The 20,171-nt window shown below is 69.3% G+C and carries 4 protein-coding genes; 3 read left to right on the top strand and 1 reads right to left on the bottom strand.

Going from position 1 to position 20,171, the window contains the following annotated elements:
• Positions 1-143 precede the first annotated feature (143 nt).
• The 3 genes from DTA22_RS25485 (at position 144) to DTA22_RS25475 (ending at position 18,625) form a co-directional block, all read left to right on the top strand.
• Positions 144-16,868 (top strand): non-ribosomal peptide synthetase, encoded by a 16,725-nt coding sequence (locus DTA22_RS25485; protein ID WP_112301320.1) that lies wholly within the window; start codon positions 144-146, stop codon positions 16,866-16,868.
• A 162-nt stretch (positions 16,869-17,030) separates the two neighbouring features.
• The gene (locus DTA22_RS25480; protein ID WP_037241540.1) at positions 17,031-18,377 is read left to right on the top strand and encodes a lysine N(6)-hydroxylase/L-ornithine N(5)-oxygenase family protein; all 1,347 of its coding nucleotides are present in this window, start codon (positions 17,031-17,033) and stop codon (positions 18,375-18,377) included.
• Entirely contained in the window at positions 18,374-18,625 is a 252-nt protein-coding gene (locus DTA22_RS25475; RefSeq protein ID WP_005244517.1) for an MbtH family protein, read from the top strand. Before DTA22_RS25480 ends, DTA22_RS25475 begins: the two co-directional genes overlap by 4 nt.
• 106 nt (positions 18,626-18,731) lie before the next feature.
• Here the strand turns inward: DTA22_RS25475 and DTA22_RS25470 are convergent, their stop codons facing one another.
• Positions 18,732-20,171 (bottom strand): threonine/serine exporter family protein, encoded by a 1,440-nt coding sequence (locus DTA22_RS25470; RefSeq protein WP_037241538.1) that lies wholly within the window; start codon positions 20,169-20,171, stop codon positions 18,732-18,734.

The raw sequence follows: 20,171 nt of genomic DNA, 5'->3' as shown, positions 1-20,171 counted from the left end.
AGATTGAACTCGAATTACGGCTGTGATACCCGGCACCTGTGAAGTTGCTGGCAACCGGCTTGTTGCTGGTGGGTAGCCTAACCTAAACTCCTTCGGGTGCCCGTCGTTGGACGGGCGCTCTCGACGGACGATCGGATCACCCCATGTCTCCGGACCACTCGGCGGCTGCTCGCCCACAGCGCTCTTCGGCTGAGGGCATTTCTTCCCCTGCTCGCGTCGGTTCGACGCCTGTCGCGTTGCCGGTGACGGCCGCGCAGTCCGAGGTGTGGGTCGGACAGCAGTTGAATCCGGGCAGCCCGGTCTACAACCTCTCGCTCGTCGTCGAGGTCGCGGGCCGGATCGACCTGGACCGCACCGCCACCGCGATTCGTAAGACCGTCGAACGGGCCGAAGCCCTGCATGTGCGTTTCGAGCGAGGCGCCGACAACGAACTGCTGCAGGTGCCGACGGCCGCGGGCGAGTGGACCCTCGCTGTCGTGGACCTGCGCGGCGACGAGGATCCCGAAGCGAGTGCGCGCGCGTGGATGGACCGCGACATGGAGATCGTCGTCGACATCGAGGGCGACGAACCGCTGTTCCGGCACGCCCTGCTGCGTACCGGCGACGAGTCGGTGATCTGGTACCAGCGCTACCACCACAGCATCATCGACGGATACGGCATCACCCTGCTGGTGGCCGATGTCGTCGATCGATACGAGCACCCGGAACTCGAGACGTCGACGGCGCCGTGGCCCCTCGACACGATCGTGGCGTCCGACCGCGACTACCGTGCGTCGACGCGCTTCGAGTCCGACCGCGACTTCTGGATCCAGCAGGTGATCGACGCGCCGGAGCCGCCTCGGCTGCTCCCGCAGGTCGTCGACCACTCCGGGTCGCCGATCTCCGCCCTCGTCGAGATCGACGGCGACGACGCCGACGCGATCTACACCTTCGCCTCCGACGCCGGGATCAGGCGCACCCGGCTGCCGCTCGCCGCGGTCGTGGCGTACATCCACCGGTTCACCGGCCGCCGCGACCTCACGTTGTCGCTGCCGATGACGGCCCGGGTCGGACGCGAACTGCGCCGCATCCCTGGAATGTGCTCGACGATCCTGCCGCTCCGGGTGCAGGTGGATCCCGAGATGACCGTCGGTGAGCTCGCCACCCGCATCGACACGACGCTGATCTCGGTGCTGCGGCACGGCCGCTACCGCGGCGAGGACCTCGCCCGCGACCTGCGAGCGATCGATCCGGACCGTCAGATCTTCGGTCCCGGAATCAATTCCATGATGTTCGAGCACTCGCTGACGTTCGGCGGTTTCCCGGCGTGGGTGCGGGGTTCGGCCACCGGACCGGTCCGCGACCTCGATTTCTCCATCCGCGGTGGGCAGGATGCGGAGCCCATCCAGATCGATCTCCGGGCGCCGGCCGGTCTCGGCGCCGAGCTCGAGGAGCATCGCCGCGGGCTCGAGCACTTCGTCGGGCAGTTCGTCGCCGACCCGTCGCAGCCCATCGCGTCGCTCGATCCGATGACGGAGGCCGAGCGCACGCAGTTGCTGGTGGAGTTCAACGACACCGCGTCCCCGCAGGAATCGGTGACGGTTCCCGACCTGTTCCACGCTCAGGTGTCGCGGACACCGGATGCCGAGGCCGTGATCGCCGGCGACACCCGGCTCACCTACCGGGAACTCGGGGAACACGTGGCGCAGCTGTCCCATCACCTGCGCGCCCGCGGGGTCGAGGCGGAAACAGTTGTGGCGGTCGGTCTCCCGCGTTCCGCGGAGATGGTGATCGGACTGCTCGCCGTCATGTGCTCGGGTGGGGCGTTCGTGCCCCTCGACCCGTCGTGGCCGGCGGACCGCCGGATGTCGGTCCTCGCCGACGCCGGGGCCGCGCTCGTTCTCACCGGCCCCGGCGGAGTCGCCGACGCGGGGGAGCGGGCCGTGCCGGTCGACCTCGCGGCGTGGGCGTATGCCGAGCAGTCCACCGAGCCGCCCGCGGTGACCGTGCAGGGTTCGCGGCTGGCGTATGTCATCTTCACGTCGGGTTCGACGGGCAGGCCCAAGGGCGCCATGATCCGTCACGAGGCCGTCTGCGCGCGGCTGTTGTGGCAGCGTGACGAGATCCTGAGCTTCGGGCCCGCGGACGCGTCGCTGTTCAAGGCCCCGCTGTCGTTCGACATCTCCGTGAACGAGATTCTGCTGCCGCTGGTCGCGGGTGGCCGGCTGGTGGTGGCCGAGCCCGGCGGGGAGCGGGACCCGCAGTATCTGCTGGACCTGATCGCCGGCGAGTCGGTGACGTTCGTCTACCTCGTGTCGTCGATGCTGGACGTGCTGCTCGACCTGGCGCGGGGCACGGATCGGCTGGCGGCGCTGAAGCACGTGTGGTGCGGCGGCGAGGTCCTCACACCGCGTCTGTTCGAGAGGTTCCGATCGCAGCTCGCCATCACGCTGTATCACGGCTACGGCCCGGCGGAGGCGACGATCGGTGTGTCGCACGTGATCTACCGGAAGGACGCCGCGCGGATCGCGACGTCGATCGGTCGCCCGAACCCCAACACGCAGCTGTACGTCCTGGACGAACACCTGAACCCGGTGCCGCTCGGCACGGGCGGTGAGCTGTACGCCGGCGGATTCCTCCTCGGCCGCGGATACGTGGACGCCCCGGGGCTGACGGCGTCCCGCTTCGTCGCCAACCCGTTCGCGAACGACGGCTCCCGGTTGTACCGAACCGGTGACCTCGCCCGGTGGGCGGCGGACGGTTCCCTCGACTTCCTCGGCCGCGCCGACAATCAGGTGAAGATCCGGGGCATGCGACTCGAACTCGAGGACGTCGAGGCGGGCATCGTGTCGCATCCCGCCGTCCGGCACAGTGCCGTCGTCGTGCGGGAGACACCGTCGGGTGCACAGTATCTCGCGGCCTACGTGGTGGCGAAGCAGGATTCGGTGCCGGACGTCGCCGAGCTGCGGGTGTGGGCGTCGTCGAAGCTGCCGGAGTACATGGTGCCGTCGGCGTTCGTCGTCCTCGACCGATTCCCGCTCACCCCCAACGGAAAATTGGATCGGCGTGCGCTGCCCGAGCCGGACCTCGGCGCGGCCGGCGAGAACGTCGCGCCCCGCACCGCCGCCGAGGAAACCCTGTGTGCGCTGATGGCGGGTGTCCTCGGGGTGGAAGCGGTGGGCGTCACCGACGACTTCTTCGCGTTGGGCGGCGACAGCATCGTCGCGATCCAACTGGTCAACCACGCTCGGCGGGAAGGTCTTTCGATCAGCCCGCGGGAGATCTTCCAGCTCCGCACCGCCGAGGCCCTCGCCCGGGTCCAGGACGGCCGGACCGGGGCCGCCGTGGACTCCGACGACGTCGCCGTCGGTGACGTCCGCAGCACCCCGATCCTCGCCCGCACCGCGGAGCGGGGCGGCGAGATCGCCGCCTTCCACCAGTCGGTGCTCGTGCAGACTCCCGCGGCCTTCGACGGGCATGCCGCGAAGGCGGCCCTGGCCACGGTACTCGAGCGGCACGACGCCCTGCGCGCGACGCTTGTCCGCGGTGACCGCTGGACGCTGTCCGTGCCGGAGCCGTCCCCGGCGGCGGTCGACGGAATCCTGCGGGTGGTCGAATTAGACGGCAGCGCCCAGCAACTCGACATCGAGACGCGGGCGGCCATCGGAAGGCTCGACCCGGATGCGGGCACGATGGTGCAGGCCGTCCTCTTCTCCGCAGCCGAGGGGCCCGGCCGGTTGCTGCTGATCGGCCACCACCTGGTGGTCGACGGGGTGTCCTGGCGGATCATCCTCGAAGACCTCGCCCGCGCGGGAACCGCCGTGGCGGCCGGGGGCGTCCCCGAACTCGCTCCGGTCGGGACGTCGCTGCGCCGCTGGTCCGAGCTGCTCGACGAGCAGACGCGGTCGGGTGCCTTCGACCACGAACTGTCCTTCTGGGCGGACGCGGCGACCACGGAAGACCCGCTCCTCGGCTCGCGCGCGCTCGATCCGGCCCTCGACCTCGCCGGTGACGCCGAAACCCTCACGGTGACACTGCCTCCGGAGTTCACCCGGCCGCTGCTCTCCACCGTGCCCGCAGCGTTCCACGGCCACGTCAACGACGCGCTCCTCACCGGTGTCGCGGTGGCGCTGCAGAGGTGGCGCGACGGAGGGCCGGGCCCCGTGCTCCTCGACCTCGAGGGGCACGGACGCGAGGAAGACCTCGTGCGCCGCAGCGACGGGCCCGCCCTCGACCTCTCCCGGACCGTCGGCTGGTTCACCACCGTCTACCCGGTGGTGCTCGACCCCGGTGCGGCGGTCGGCGAGACGGGGCTCGCCGACGCGCTGAAGGCGGTGAAGGACCAGTTGCGCCGCATCCTGGGTTCCGGGTTCGGCTACGGCGCGTTGCGTTACCTCGGTGTCCCGCAGCCGGCACTCGCGCACACGCCGACCCCGCAGGTGCTGTTCAACTACCTCGGGCGGGTGACGTCCGCGGAGGGCGTCGACTGGCTGCCCCGCGCCATGGGCGGTGCCGACGACCCGCGGATGCCGCTCGGGCACGCGCTGGCGTTCGACGTGATCGCGGAGGACGGCGCCGACGGCCCCGTCCTGCGTACGACGTTGACGTGGGCGCCCGGTGTGCTCGATCGTGACGCCGTCGTGGCGCTCGCCGACGAGTGGACCGCGGTGCTGCGGGTGCTGGCCGGAGTCGACCGTCTCGGCGTTCACACGCCTTCGGACTTCCCGCTGGTGTCGTTGACGCAGCCGGATGTGGACGCGCTGGCGGGTGCGGTCGACGTGCTGCCGTTGACACCGCTGCAGGAGGGCATCTACTTCCAGTCGGCGTTCGAGGACACCGGCACGGACCCGTACGTGGTGCAGCAGGCGATCGAACTGACCGGTCCCGTCGACGCTGCCGCGTTGCACCGCGGGCTGCAGGCGGTCGTCGACCGGCACGCGGCCCTCCGCGTCGGAGTGCGGGCGGTATCGGACGGCCGGGTCGTGCAGGTGGTCGGCGACAACGTCCAGGTGCCCATGGAGGTGCTCGACCTCACCGGCGTCGCGGATCCGGAGCAACGCGTCGAACAGGTGCTGGCGGCGGACCGGGCCCGGGGTTTCGACTTCGGCCGCGGACCCCTGCTCCGCTACACGCTCACCCGGCTGGAGAGCCGGAAGTTCCTTCTGCTTCAGTCGATTCACCACATCGTCGCCGACGGGTGGTCGGTGCCGGTGATGTTGCGGGAATTGATGGCCCTCTACAGCGTCGAGGGGCAGCCGCTGGCACTGCCGACGCCCACCCCGTACCGGAGCTACCTCGAGTGGCTGGGAGCCCGCGACCGTCAGGCGTCGCTCGCCGTGTGGCGGGAGGCGCTCGCCGACGCCCCCGAGCCGGTGGAACTGCCGAAGCCCTCGTCGAAGGGGGAGCCCGGGATCCGCAGTGTCCGGGTGACACTGCCGTCGAACGACACCGTCGCGCTCTCCGCGGTGGGCCGGGCCCGCGGATTGACGCTCAGCACACTCGTGCACGGCACGTGGGGTCTGGTCCTCGGCCGGCTCACCGGCCGCGAGGACGTGGTGTTCGGTTCGACGGTGTCGGGCCGCGGCGGTGACCTGCCCGGTATCGAGACCATGGTGGGCCTGTTCATCAACACCGTGCCCACCCGGCTGCGGTTCCGGCCCACCGACACGGTGGCCGAGGCCCTCGCCCGGTGGCAGCACGAGCAGGCGACGCTGCTCGACCACCAGTACCTCGGCCTGCCCGAGGTGCGCCGGGAAGCGGGACTGCAGAACCTGTTCGAGACGCTCGTCGTGTTCGAGAACTATCCGCTCGGCGACGGCGCGGTGGCGGATCCCACCGGTGCGGTGCAGGTGACCGGTATCCGGTTCGACGAGCACCCGCCGTACCCGATGACGCTGATCGTCGTGCCCGGTGACGCGCTGACACTCGAGCTGAAGTACGACGCCGCCCGCATCGATGCGGCGACCGCGACCAGGTTCGCGGAGTCGACGGTGGCGTATCTCGCGGAGCTGACGCGGGACGTCGACCAGAACGTGTCTTCCGTCGCGCTGACGTCGCGTGAGCCGATCGACGCGGCGCTGCGCGACGTCGAGGTGGAGTTCCCCGAGACGACGGTGACGGCACTGCTCGAGGAGCAGGCGGAGCGGACACCCGACGCGGTGGCCGTCGTGTTCGAGGACGAGCACCTCACCTACGCGGAGCTGCACGCGCGCGCCAACCGCCTGGCCCGGCTGCTCGCCGACCGTGGGGTGGCACCCGAGTCGAAGGTGGCGGTGGCACTGCCCCGTTCGCTGGACCTGATGGTGGCGCTCCTCGCGGTCGGGAAGGCGGGCGGCGCCTACGTTCCGCTCGACACCGGTTACCCCGCAGACCGGCTGGCGTACATGCTGGAGGACGCGGAACCGGTCTGCGTTCTCACCGACGGCACCGTGCCGTTCGCCGGGTCCGGCGTTCCGCAGGTCCGGGTGTCGGACGCCGACCGGTTCTCGCCCGAGCCGCTGACCGGTGTCGCGCTCGCGCCGCAGCACCCCGCCTACGTGATCTACACGTCGGGTTCGACGGGACGGCCCAAGGGTGTCGTCGTGCCGCACGCCGGCATCGTCAATCGTCTGCTGTGGGTGCAGCGGTTCCGGCCGATCACCCCTTCGGACAACATCTTCCAGAAGACGCCGTCCAGCTTCGACGTGTCGGTGCTGGAATTCTTCGGGCCGCTGCTCGCCGGGGCGACCCTCGTGCTGGCGCGGCCGGACGGCCACAAGGACCCGGCGTACCTCGCCGACGTCATCATCCGGCAGTCGATCACGCGTGTGCATTTCGTGCCCTCGATGCTCGAGGTGTTCCTCGCCGAGCCCGCCGCCGCCCGGTGCACCGGGCTCCGGATCATCTCGTGCAGCGGTGAGGCGCTTCCCGTGGCCTCCGCCCGGCGCGTCGCCGACATCCTGCCGGGAGTGGAACTCGACAACCTCTACGGCCCCACCGAGGCGTCGGTCGACGTCAGCTACGCCGCATCCGTCCAGGGAATCGACGCGTCCGCGCCGTCCGTGCCGATCGGCCTGCCGACGTCCAACACCGGCCTCTACGTGCTCGATCGGTACCTGCAGCCGGTGCCCGCGGGCGCTGCCGGTGAGCTGTACCTGTCGGGACCACAGCTTGCCCGCGGCTACCTGGGCAGGCCCGGGTTGAGCGCCGAGCGCTTCGTCGCCGATCCGTTCTCCCGCACCGGGTCCCGCATGTACCGCACCGGTGACGTCGCCCGGGTCGACGCAGACGGAGCGGTCGAATACCTCGGCCGGATCGACGATCAGGTGAAGTTGCGCGGCTTCCGCATCGAACTGGGCGAGATCGAAGCCCAGATGGCCGCCTGCCCCGGAGTGCGGCAGGCTGCCGCCGTCGTGCGCTCGGACCGCCCCGGTCAGCAACAGCTGGTCGGGTACATCGTCGGGGACGCCGATGTCGACGACGTCCGTGCGCGCCTGACTGCGGCCCTGCCGGAGTTCATGGTGCCCGTCGCGTTCGTCACCGTGGCCGAGTTCCCGCTCGGCCCCAGCGGGAAGCTGGACCGCAAAGCTCTTCCCGCGCCGGACTTCTCCGCGCACACGAGTCCGGGGCAGGCGACGTCCGCGCCGGCCGTGGACAGCGGACCGGCAGCGGTCCTGGCCGGCCACTACGCCGAGGTCCTCGGTCTCGGGGCCGTCGGGGTGGACGACGACTTCTTCGCGCTCGGCGGCGACAGCATCCTCGCCATCCGCCTGGTCAATCTCGCTCGCCGGGAGGGAATCACCGTCACCCCGCGGCAGATCTTCGAACAGCGGACGCCGGCCGCGCTCGCCCGGCTTGTCGCGGCCACCGTCGTCGCGCCCGCCGCGCGCGTGGAGGAGTCGGGCACCGGCAACCTGTCGCCCCTACCGGTGGTCCATCGGCTGTCCGAATGGAGTGGCGGTAAGAACCGTTTCAACCAGGCCGTTCTGCTCCACACACCGGCGGGCACCAGCGCCACCGTCCTGACGGCCGCCCTGCACTCGGTGATCGGTCACCACGACGGCCTGCGGCAGAAGCTGACCCGGCACGCCCCGGGTGTGTGGTCGCTCGAGATCACCGAATCCGCAGACCTGGAACTGCGTCGTGTCGACGTCACCGGACTCGACGCCGTGGCGCTGCGCGAGACGGTGGCAGCAGAATCCGACGCCGCGACCGACCGGCTCGACCCCGACGACGGCACCATGCTGTCGGCGGTGTGGTTCGACGCCGGCCCGCAGGAGCTGGGCAGGCTCCTCCTCGTCGCGCACCATCTGGTGATCGACGGGGTGTCGTGGCGGACGCTGATCGAGGATCTGGCCATGGCGTGGGTGGCGGCCGACAGCGGCCAGGACGCGGCGCTCGACCCGGTGCCCACGTCGCTGCGCGGGTTTGCCCGCATCGTCACCGAGCAGGCGCAGGACCCCGCCCGGCTCGCCGAACTCGACCACTGGGTGCGCGTCACCGAACCCGGTGCCGATCTGGTGCCCGGCACCGACGGGCACGCGGTGGTGAGCAGCGGCGCACGGCGGACGGTACTGCTGGACCCGCAACTCACGACGGCGCTGCTGACCCGCGTTCCCGCCGTGGCCGGCGCCGACGTCACCGATGTGCTGCTCGCGGCGCTGCGACTGTCGGCCGACCGATGGCTCGCGGGCCGTGGCCGCGAGAACGACCTGCTGGTGGACCTCGAGCGGCACGGCCGCGAAGAACTCGCCGAGGGCGTGGACCTGTCCCGTACCGTCGGCTGGATCACCAACGTCACCCCCGTCCGGTTGCGCAGCCGCACGGGCGCGCTCGAGACGCTCAAGGACGTCAAGGAGCAGCTGCGCGGCGCCCGCGACGGCGGCATCGGCTACGGCATGCTGCGGTACGTCAACGCGCGCACCGCGGGTCTTCTCGCGGCCCGGGCGGAATCGCAGGTGCTGTTCAACTACCTGGGCCGCATGCCGCACGCGGTGCCCGGGGCCTGGACGCCCGCGGTCGAATCCGACTCGCTGGCAACCGATCCCGATGCCGATCTCGGTGGCCCCTACCGGCTGGTGATCAACGCCCTGTGCGAGGAGTCCGAGCGGGGCACCGAACTGCAGGCAGTTTTCGCCTGGTCGGAGGCCGACCTGAGCGAGGCCGACGTCCTCGCGTTGAGCGACGGCTGGGTGGCAGCACTTCGTGAGCTGGCCGACGCCGCAGGAGAACACGACGGACCGGCGATGCTCACGCCGTCCGACCTTCCCCTCGTCACGCTGACACAGGAGGAGATCGACCGGATCGTCGAGGCGAGCCCGAGTGGGGTGGACGCGGTGCTGCCGCTGTCGCCGCTGCAGGAGGGTCTGTACTTCCAGGCCGGGTTCGACTCCGGCGCCGACATCTACACGGCGCAGTTCTCACTCGACTTCGCGCACCGCCTCGACACCGACAGGCTCGCCGCCGCGCTGCGCACCCTGCAGCGACGCAACCCCACGCTGCGAGCGGGATTCGTCAGCGCAGGCCTGCCCGCGCCGGTGCAGTTCTTCGGCGCCGGGCTGGACGTGCCCATCGCCGAGTTCGACCTCCGGGAACTCGACGAGCCCGAACGCGCGTCCTACGCCGAACAGCTGACCGCGCAGGACCGGCTGACACCGTTCGACCTCACCTCCCCGCCGCTGTGGCGGGCAATGGTGTTGCGGCTCGACGACGCCCACGACCGACTGGTGATCAACCGGCAGTTCCTGCTGTGGGACGGATGGTCCAACGGCCTCGTCGTCAGCCAGCTGCTCGCCCTCTACGAATCGGGTGGCGACGACTCCGGATTCGCCGCCCCGGAAGGATCTTTCGAGGACTACCTGCGGTGGCTGGCCACCCGGGACGCGGACGCCGCGCAATCTGCGTGGACCGACGCGCTCGGCGGGCTCGACGAGCCCACGCTGCTCGCAGCGACGGTTTCGGGGGAGCCGCAGCCTCCGCAGCGCCGGGACGCCGTGCTGTCCGAGGAACTGAGCGAACGGCTCCGGGCCGGCGCACGCGGTGCCGGTGTCACGTTCAACGCGGTGCTGAACGCCGCGCTGGCCGTCGTCCTCGGAATCGAGACCGGACGCCGGGACCTCGTGTTCGGCACCACCGTGGCCGGACGCCCACCGGAGGTCCCGGGCATCGACGCGGTGGCGGGAATGTTCCTCAACACCGTCCCCGTCCGGACGACGCTGCGCGCCGACGAGACCGTCACCGACCTGCTCCGGCGAATCCAGTCGGAGCGGTTGGCGCTGACCCCGTACGACTACCTCGGGCTCGCCTCCATCCAGCGGGTATCCGAGCACCGGCAGCTGTTCGACGTGCTGTACGTGCTGCAGAACTTCGTCGACGAGAAGCAGGTGTCGGCGCTCAATGCGGCGCACGACATCAGTGGCGGCGACAGCATCGATCACACGCACTACCCGGTCACGGTCGTCGTGACGCCGGGCGCGAGCGTGAAGGTGAAGTTCGAGTTCCACCCCGAGAAGATCTCGGAGTCGCGGGTCGAACGCATGCTGTCCCGGTACCTGACCGTGCTCGAGGAATGGTCCACCGACCTGTCGGGTGTGGTCGGCGCAATCGCCGGTGCCGCAACGCCCGTGCCGGTCGAGCCGAAGGTCCTGCCCGACGCGACCATCGCGGACCTGTTCGCCGACGCGGCCCGCGGCCGCCCCGAAGAGACGGCCCTGGTGTTCGGGGACCGCACCGTGAGCTACGCCGAACTCGACGCCGACGTGAACCGGATGGCCCGGCTCCTGCTCGGCCACGGCGCGGGCCCGGAGCGGATCGTCGCACTCGCACTGCCGCGGTCGGTGGAGATGGTGGTCGCGCTGTTCGCCGTGCTGCGCACCGGATCCGCATATCTGCCGCTCGAGCTGGACCACCCCGCCGAGCGGCTCGTCGCGATGCTCGACGACGCAAGTCCGACGGTCCTGGTCACCACGTCGGACGTCGCCGGAACGCTCGCCGCAGCGGCGGTCGACACGCTGGCCGTCGACACCCTGGACTTCGGCGCGGTCGCGTCCGGACCGTTGTCGGGGGCCGAACTCGGCGGATTCGCGCCCGGAATGCCCGGGCGCCTGGACCATCCGGCGTACGTCATCTATACGTCCGGGTCCACGGGCAAGCCGAAGGGCGTCGTCACCCCGTACCGCGGCCTGACCAACATGCAGTTCAACCATCGCGAGGCGATCTTCGAACCCGTCGTGACCGCGGCGGGCGGTCGGCGACTGCGCATCGCGCACACCGTGTCGTTCGCGTTCGACATGTCGTGGGAGGAACTGCTGTGGCTGGTCGAAGGCCACGAGGTCCACATCTGCGACGAGAACCTGCGGCGTGACGCCGAGGCGCTCGTGGCCTACTGCGACACGCATGCGATAGACGTCGTGAACGTGACGCCGACGTACGCGCAGCACCTGATCGAGGAGGGTCTGCTCGACGACGGTCCGGGGCGGCACCGACCGCCGCTGGTGCTCCTCGGCGGCGAGGCAGTGTCGGATTCGGTGTGGAACCGGTTGCGCGACACGGACGGAACGTGCGGGTACAACCTGTACGGTCCCACCGAATACACGATCAACACCCTCGGCGCCGGCACTGCCGACAGCGAGACACCCACCGTCGGCACCCCGATCTGGAACACGTCCGCGTATGTGCTGGACCCCTGGTTGCGTCCGGTTCCGGACGGCGTTCCCGGTGAGCTGTACATCTCCGGGGTCGGGTTGGCACGCGGCTACCTCGACCGGTTCGTGCTGACGGCGGAGCGGTTCGTCGCCGACCCGTTCCAGGAAGCCGTACGTATGTATCGGACGGGCGATCTCGTGCGCCGCCGCGGAGACGGTAACCTCGACTTCCTCGGCCGCACGGACGATCAGGTGAAGATCCGTGGTCACCGGGTGGAATTGGGCGAAATCGCGTCCGCGCTCGAAGCTCTGGACGACGTGCGCCAGGCGGCCGTCGTCGTCGATTCGGGCCCGGGTGGTTTCAAGCGGCTCGTCGGCTACGCCGTACCCGTGAGTACTTGTCAACCGCGGGACGTTAACAAGTACTCACGGGCGCTGCGCGCAACGTTGCCGGACTACATGGTGCCCGCCGCGGTCATCGAGGTCGACAGCCTGCCGATGACGGTCAACGGCAAACTCGACGTCAAGGCGCTGCCGTCGGCGGACGACGCGCTCGGGCGCAGTGGCGGCGCGCGGACCGAACCCCGCACCGACACCGAACGGGTGCTGTCCGCGTTGTTCGGCGAGATCCTCGGCGTCCCCGCCCCCGGCGTCGACGACGACTTCTTCGACCTCGGCGGGCATTCGCTGCTGGCCACCAGGCTGATCAGCCGGGCACGGGCGGCGCTCGACACCGACCTCACCATGCGCGACCTGTTCGAGGCGCCGACGGTCGCCGAACTCGCCGCCCGGATCGGCGACGACACCGGTTCGACACGCCCGGTGCTGGTGGCCCGGCCGCGGCCCGAGCATCTGCCGCTCTCCGCTGCGCAGCAACGGCTGTGGCTGCTGCAGCAGATGGAGGGGTCGTCGGCTGCCTACAACTTCCCGATCGTCCTGCGCCTGCACGGTGCACTCGACCCCGGGTTGTTCGAGGGGGCGCTGACCGACGTCGTGTCGCGGCACGAATCGCTGCGAACCGTGTTCGGGGAGCACGACGGCGAACCGGTGCAGGTGATCCTGGACGACGCTCGCCCCGACGTCGCGGTGATGGACGGCACCGAGACGGATCTGGTGCGGCTCGTCACCGAGACCGTCGGCCGCCCGTTCGACCTGACCACGGAGATCCCGGTGCGCGCGAGCCTCATCCGGGTCGCGGACCAGCAGGTGCTGGCCATCGTGCTGCACCACATCGCCACCGACGAATGGTCGGACCGCCCGTTCCTGCGGGACCTGATGACGGCGTACACCGCTCGCGCGCAGGGCTCGGCGCCGGCGTGGGAGCCGCTCGACGTGCAATACGCCGACTACACGCTGTGGCAGCGCGACGTCCTGGGTGACCCGCAGGACCCGTCCAGCCTCGTCAGCCGCCAACTCGACTACTGGGCGAAGACTCTCGACGGTGCGCCGGAGGAGTTGGTGCTCCCCACCGATCGCACCCGTCCGGCGCGGCCGAGCTTCGCAGGCGGCGCGATCGAGACGACGCTCGACGCCGCGACGACACGGGCCCTGCGTTCGCTCGCCCGGACGTCGGGCACCAGCATGTTCATGGTGCTGCACGCGGCGTCGGCGGCGTTGCTGCACCGCCTCGGTGCGGGCGACGACCTGCCGATCGGAGCGCCGGTCGCCGGCCGCAGCGAACAGGGTCTCGACGACCTGGTCGGATTCTTCGTCAACACCGTGGTGCTGCGGACGGACGTGTCGGGCAACCCCACGTTCGACCAGTTGCTGGCACGGGTCCGCGACACCGACCTGGCGGCCTTCTCCCATGCGGACGTCCCGTTCGAAACCGTCGTGGAGAAGGTGAATCCGGCGCGCACCCTGGCCCGGAACCCCCTGTTCCAGGTGATGGTCGGCTACCACAGCCGGACGTCCGATTCGGCGCTCGCGCCGGGGTCGGCCCTCACCCCGGTGGCGTTCGAGGAACGCACGGCCAAGTTCGACCTGGTGTTCAACTTCACCGAGTACCTCGACGACGACCGCGTGGAACTGCGTCTCGAATACGGTTCGGACCTGTTCGACCGGGCCACCGCGGAAGACATCGCGCGCAGACAGGTCGTGGTGCTCGATGCTCTGGCGTCCGACTCGGGTCGCGCGGTCGGCGACCTCGACGTGTTCCTCGGCGAGGAACGCGAACTGGTGGTGTGCGGTTTCAACGACACGTCACAGCCGGTGGCGGAGGAGACGTTCTCCGAGGCGTTCGCGCGCCACGTGGCGGCGACCCCCGACGCCGTGGCCGTCGTCGACGCCGACGGTGCGGTGACGTACGCGGAACTGAGTGTCCGCGCCGACCGGATCGCGGCCTTGCTGCATCGCCGCGGAGTTTCCGTCGAAGACGTTGTGGGACTGGCTGTCCCGAGATCGGCGCAGATGGTCGCGACGGTGCTCGGGGTGCTGAAGCTCGGGGCGGCGTACCTTCCGCTCGACCTGACCCACCCGTCCGACCGCATCTCCTACATGCTCGCCGACTCCGCCGCGCGGGTGCTGGTGACCACGGTGGGGGAGAGCCCGCGCATCGCGGACGTCGACGGTCTCGCTCGCGTTCTCCTCGACGACGAGTCCGTCGTCACGGAACTCGAGACCGGGCCCGCCCTGCAGGTGCCGCAACCCCCGCAGGGCCTGGACCACGCCGCGTACGTCATCTACACGTCGGGCTCCACCGGAAAACCCAAGGGCGCGATCCTCACTCACGACGGGATACCCAGCCTCGTCGCCACCGCCGAACAGCGGATGAAGCTCGTGCCGGGTTCGGTGGTGATGCAGTTCGCGTCGATCGGATTCGACGTCGCGGTCTTCGAGTTGTCGATGGCACTGTGCACGGGCTCCCGCCTGGTCATCGTGCCCGACGAGTCCCGCGTCGCCGGACCGGAACTCACCGATTTCATGGCCGCACACGACGTCACGCACGCGATCATTCCGCCGTCCCTGCTGGCGGCGCTGCCGTCGGGATGCGACGTCCCGGAGGGATGCACCGTGCTGGTGGGCACCGAGACCGTGCCGCCGGAACTGATCGGACGCTGGGCGGAACGCCTCAACCTGCTCGCCGCGTACGGTCTCACCGAGGCCACCGTCAACAACACGTTGTGGCAGGCACAACCCGGATGGAACTCGGCTGTGCCGATCGGTATCCCCGATCCGAACGAGCAGGCGTACGTCCTCGACGACCGCCTGCAACCGGTGCCGCCGGGCGTGGCGGGCGAGTTGTACATCGCGGGACGCGGGCTGGCCCGCGGATACCTCGGCCGGCCCGACCTCACGTCGGCCCGGTTCGTGCCCAGCCCCTTCGGCGAAGCGGGCACCCGGATGTACCGGACCGGCGACCGGGCGCGCTGGCGGGCCGACGGCAACATCGACTTCCTCGGACGCGTCGACGACCAGGTGAAGATCCGTGGATTCCGCATCGAACTCGGCGAGATCATCGCGGCACTCGGAAGCCATCCGGCGGTGAAACAGTCGGCGGTCGTCGCGGACCGGACCGGCGACATCGTCCGGCTGGTGGGCTATGTGACACCGGCAGACGGTCACGGAGCCGGGCGGATCGATCCGCAGGCGGTGCGGGATCACGCCGCCACGCGGTTGCCCGACTACATGGTGCCGACTCTCGTGGTCGTGCTGGACGGCGATCTCCCGTTGACACCCAACGGCAAACTCGACCGCAAGGCGCTTCCGCTGCCGGACTGGTCGGCCCTGACCGGGGACGGCACGCCGCAGACGCCGGAGCAGAAGGAGATCGCGGCCGTGTTCGCCGACATCCTGCACCTGCCGTCGGTGGGCATCCACGACAACTTCTTCGACCTGGGTGGCAACTCCATGGCGTCGATGCGGTTGGTGGGACGGATCCGTGGGCGGTTCGCCGTCGACATCGGCATCCGGGACGTGTTCGACAATTCCACGGTGGCCGAACTCGCCGCGATCGTCGCGGGGGCCTCGTCCACGGGCAGGCCGGTGCTGACGGCGGCGGACCCGAGGCCGGAGGCGCTGCCGCTGTCCGGGCCGCAACGCCGGTTCTGGAAGCAGTTCCGGGCGGCAGGCGCCGAGTCGCGAGCCAGCCACGCACTGTCGCTGCAGCTTCGCGACACCGTCGACCCCGAGATCCTGGCGCAGGCCCTCGACGACGTCACGTCCCGGCACGAGCCGTTGCGGACCGTGTATGTGGAGGCCGGGGACACCGTCGTCGCGCAGGAAGCGATGCGGCCCGCCCTCGAACTCGTCGACGTCGGGGACGGAGACGTGCACCGCACGGTCTTCGAATTGGCGCAGGAACCCGTCGATCTCACCGAGCACGAACCGCTGCGCGTGCATCTCGTGACCGGCGCCGACGGCACCCAGGCGTTGCTTCTCGCGATGCACTACATCGCCGTCGACGAGTGGTCCGTGGTGCCGTTGCTCGGCGATCTGATGGGCGCATACGCCGCCCGGTCGCACGGCGAGGAACCCGCGTGGGAACCGCTGCCCGTCGGATACGCCGACTACGTCGTGTGGTCGCAGGCACTCGTCGGCGATCCCGAGGACCCGGACAGCCGTCGGTCGCGTCAGCTCGACTACTGGCGGGAGACGCTGGACGGCATGCCGTCCCGGCTCGCACTGCCCGCCCCGGCGGTTCGCGGACCGCGGACGGCGGAGATCGTCCCGGTCGAGATCGACGCAGATCTCCACAGTGCGGTCGAGAAGTTCGCGAGCGACACGGGCACCAGCCTGTTCATGGTGTTGCAGGCCGCGCTCGCCACCGTGCTGACACGGCACGGCGCCGGCACGGACATTCCGCTGGGGTCACTCGTCGCGGGACGCACGGAGGAGGCGCTGGACGCGCTGGTCGGCTGCTTCTTCAATATCGTTCTGTTGCGAACGGATACGAGCGGTGATCCCGATCCCGTGGAGTTGCTGCGGCGTATCCGCACCGCGAATCTCGACGCGCTGGACAACCAGGACGTGGCGTTCGCCGACGTCGTGGAGGCGGTCGGCGAGACGCCGGTGCTCCGTCCGCAGATCATGCTCGTTCATCACGAGCAGGCCAGGCTCGGTCATCTCGACGCGCTGGGCGGCGTGATGCCGGTGCCGGTGGGTGTTCCGGATTCGGACCTGACGCTGAGCTTCTACGAGCCGATCGGTGACGGGCCCGTCCACGCATATTTCTCGTTCTCCTCGGATGTGCTGGACGCCGAGAAGGTTCGTGGCTGGGCGTCGGAGTTGTCGTCGCTGGTCACCGCATGGGCGGAAGGATCCCGATGATCAAGAGTGATCTAGATCGCAGTTCCGGGGCGGAGTTCGCCGCCGCGAGGGCCGGAAGTACTTGGTACTGTGCTGGAAATAAGGATAGGCTTCACTATCTTTTCGGAAGGCAGACGGCGGCTGGGTCGGGTGCGGCGCGGCGTCGAGGACGGACAACGAGCTATGAGTGAATCGCCGGAAACGGTCGGTACAGATCTCCCAGTGCGAGATGTCGTGGGTGTCGGATTCGGTCCCGCTAACCTCGCCCTGGCCATTGCCATCGAGGAACACAATGCGGAGTGCCCCCCGCGTGAGCGGATCAGCGCGCAGTTCTTCGAGAAGCAGGATCGATTCGGGTGGCATCCCGGGATGCTTCTCGACGGCGCGACGATGCAGATCGCGTTTCCGAAGGACCTGGTGACGTTCCGGAATCCGCGTAGCGCATTCACCTTCTTCAATTACCTCTTCGATCAGGGTCGCCTCGTCGACTTCGTCAATCACCAGACCTTCTTCCCGACGCGTCACGAGTTCCACGACTACCTGCAGTGGGCGGCACGCCGAGTGGACGCCGACGTGCGATACGGCACCGCAGTGGAGACCGTACGCGGAATCCGCGGCGACGACGGGGTGATCGACCGTTTCGAGGTCCGCACCGCCGACGGCAGCACGGTGATCGCGCGCAACGTCGTGATGGGCGCCGGTCTGCGGGAACGAATCCCCGAGTGGGCCAACCCCTCTGCGCGGTGCTTCCACAATCACCAGTTCTTGTTCCGGCTCGGCGAGATGCCGGCCCCGGTCCACCATCGATTCGTCGTCCTCGGGGCAGGCCAGAGCGCCGCCGAGATCGTGCAGTACCTGCACGGAAACTACCCCGAAGCCGAAGTCCACAGCGTCTTCTCGCGTTACGGCTACAGCCCGGCCGACGACAGCCCGTACGCCAACCGCATCTTCGATCCGGAGGCGGTGGACGATCTGCACGGCGCCCCGGAGGCGGAGCGACTGCGATTGCTGGATGTCCATAGGAGTACTAACTATTCGGTGGTCGACATCGAGCTCATCAACGAGCTCTACGCGACCGAATACCAGGAACGCGTACGGGGGCGTCGCCGCCTGTTCATGCGCCGCGCGTCGGAGATCATTGCCGTCGACGAGACTTCGGACGGAATCGAGGTGGCTGTCCGCAGCGGTGTCGACGGCCTCACCGACACTCTCGCCTGCGACGCACTGATTCTGGCCACCGGCTTCACTCCCGCACCCCTCGAGCCTCTGCTCGGCGATCTCGCGCCGAAAACCCACCCGCCACGTGAAGTGGGCCGAGATTACAGATTGGCGGTTTCACCGGACGTCACAGCGGGAATCTATCTGCAGGGCGGCACGGAGAAAACGCACGGAATCACGTCGTCGCTCCTGTCGAACGTTGCCGTGCGGGCGGGAGAGATCGTTACATCTGTCGTAACAAGGCGTGGCCGTAACGGCGCGCTTGCTAGTGTGAACGCACAGGACACGTATGCGACAAGCGAGGCGAGATGAGCACCAATCCATTCGATGACGAAGAAGGCCGCTTCTACGTGCTGGTGAACGATGAGGACCAGCACTCACTGTGGCCCACGTTCTCTGAGGTGCCGGCAGGCTGGCGCGTGGTTTTCGGCGAGGAAAGCCGGGCCGCATGCCTCGAGTACGTGGAGAAGAACTGGACCGACATGCGGCCGAAGAGCCTGCGTGAGGCCATGGAGGCCGACGAGAAGTCGGGCGGACGGCACAGCGTCGACAAGAGCTGACCTCCCCGTCGCCGCGTGTCGGCGACGACGTGCCGGGACGACCGTCCGGTGAGACACCGGCGGTCGTACCCGGCAGACGGCCGAGAGGCCGTCACCTGAAACTGCCTCACGCCGCTTTCTGTGTGTGTGTTTCGACCGCCTTCCGCCGCCTCGTCTTGAAGACGGGGCGGCGGATGTCGTCTGTGCGACGCAGGATGCGCGGCCTCCGCAGGGTCCGGGCGATCCATTCGCCTAGCGTGACGCCCGCCGCGAGCGCGCAACCGATACCGAACGCCGCCAGCAGCGAGCTCAGTCCGATCACCACTTCGTTGTTGAGCAGGGCGTAGAGACCCCGGTACAGAGACAGACCCGGCAGCAGTGGTGTGATACCCGCCACCACGACGACCAGCGGCGGCGTGAGCGCGCGGCGGGCCATCAGACCACCGGCGAAACCGACCACTGTGGCTGCGAGCGCCGAACCGATGATGGGGCCGATGCCGAACTGGTGCGCCACCATGTAGACCAGGGCGCCGGCCGCGCCGCCGAACCACGCGGCCGTGAGGGCGCGCTGCTCGGCGTAACAGGCCAATGCATAGAACATCGACGCGAAAGCGCCCGACATCACCAGCACGGGTAGCTGCACGAGTTCCGTGATCTCGACGTTGACGGGCGGCAGCGTCGAACCCAGCACGCCGGTCAGACGCAACGAGATGGCCACACCGGCGATGATGCCGCCGGTCATCATGACCACTTCGAAGAATCGCGCCGCCGCCGTGATCGGTGCCCCCGTGATGGCGTCCTGCACGGAACCGACCAGCGACAACCCGGACAACAGCACCACCACACCGGCAGAAATGATCTGCGAGGGTCTGATCTCGACACCCAGCTGATCCTGGAACGTGTAGAGCGTCGCCGCCGGGGTCGCCGCCACCAGACCGCCCGCCACCTGCTGAAAGAAGAACGGCAGGCCGATGCGGTTGAGGACCCGGTTGACCCGGTAGATCACCATCGTCGTCAGGAAGGCGACCGATGCGACCAGCACCCCACCGCCCATCAACACGGAGACCGACGCGGCCATGGACGCCCAGGCGAGCGTCGCGATCCAGCGGTTGTACGGGTGCGGCGCCGTGGTGACCGCGGTCAGGGCTTCGTGCGCCTCGCTGGGGGTGACGGCCTCACGGCGGATCCGCCGCGTGAGCCGGTCCACCGCCGCGAGACGGGTGAAGTCCATCGAGCGGTAGTGCACTATCCGCATCGTGCTCGCCGGCGGGAGGGTCGGCCCGCGGTACGCGGACAGCACGATGGAGTTGTACGTGACATCCACATCACACTGGGCGAGGCCGTACGTGGCGGCGATGAACTGCACCTGCTCGGCGGTGTCCATCGCACCGGTGCCCGACGCAAGGAGCACTTCACCGACTCTCACGGCGAGGTCGAGTACTTCGGCGACCACCGCGTCGTCGGTGAGGTCGATCGGCTGCAGCGGTGTGGGTGCAGCGGTGACCGCATCGACCGTTGCGCGACGGTCGCCTGTGAGCCGTTGGAGGGATTCTGTGAGCTTGGCCAT

It is taken from the genome of Rhodococcus wratislaviensis (assembly GCF_900455735.1).
GTDB classification, from domain to species: Bacteria; Actinomycetota; Actinomycetes; order Mycobacteriales; family Mycobacteriaceae; genus Rhodococcus_F; species Rhodococcus_F wratislaviensis.
This window is presented reverse-complemented; position numbering and strand designations above follow the sequence as displayed.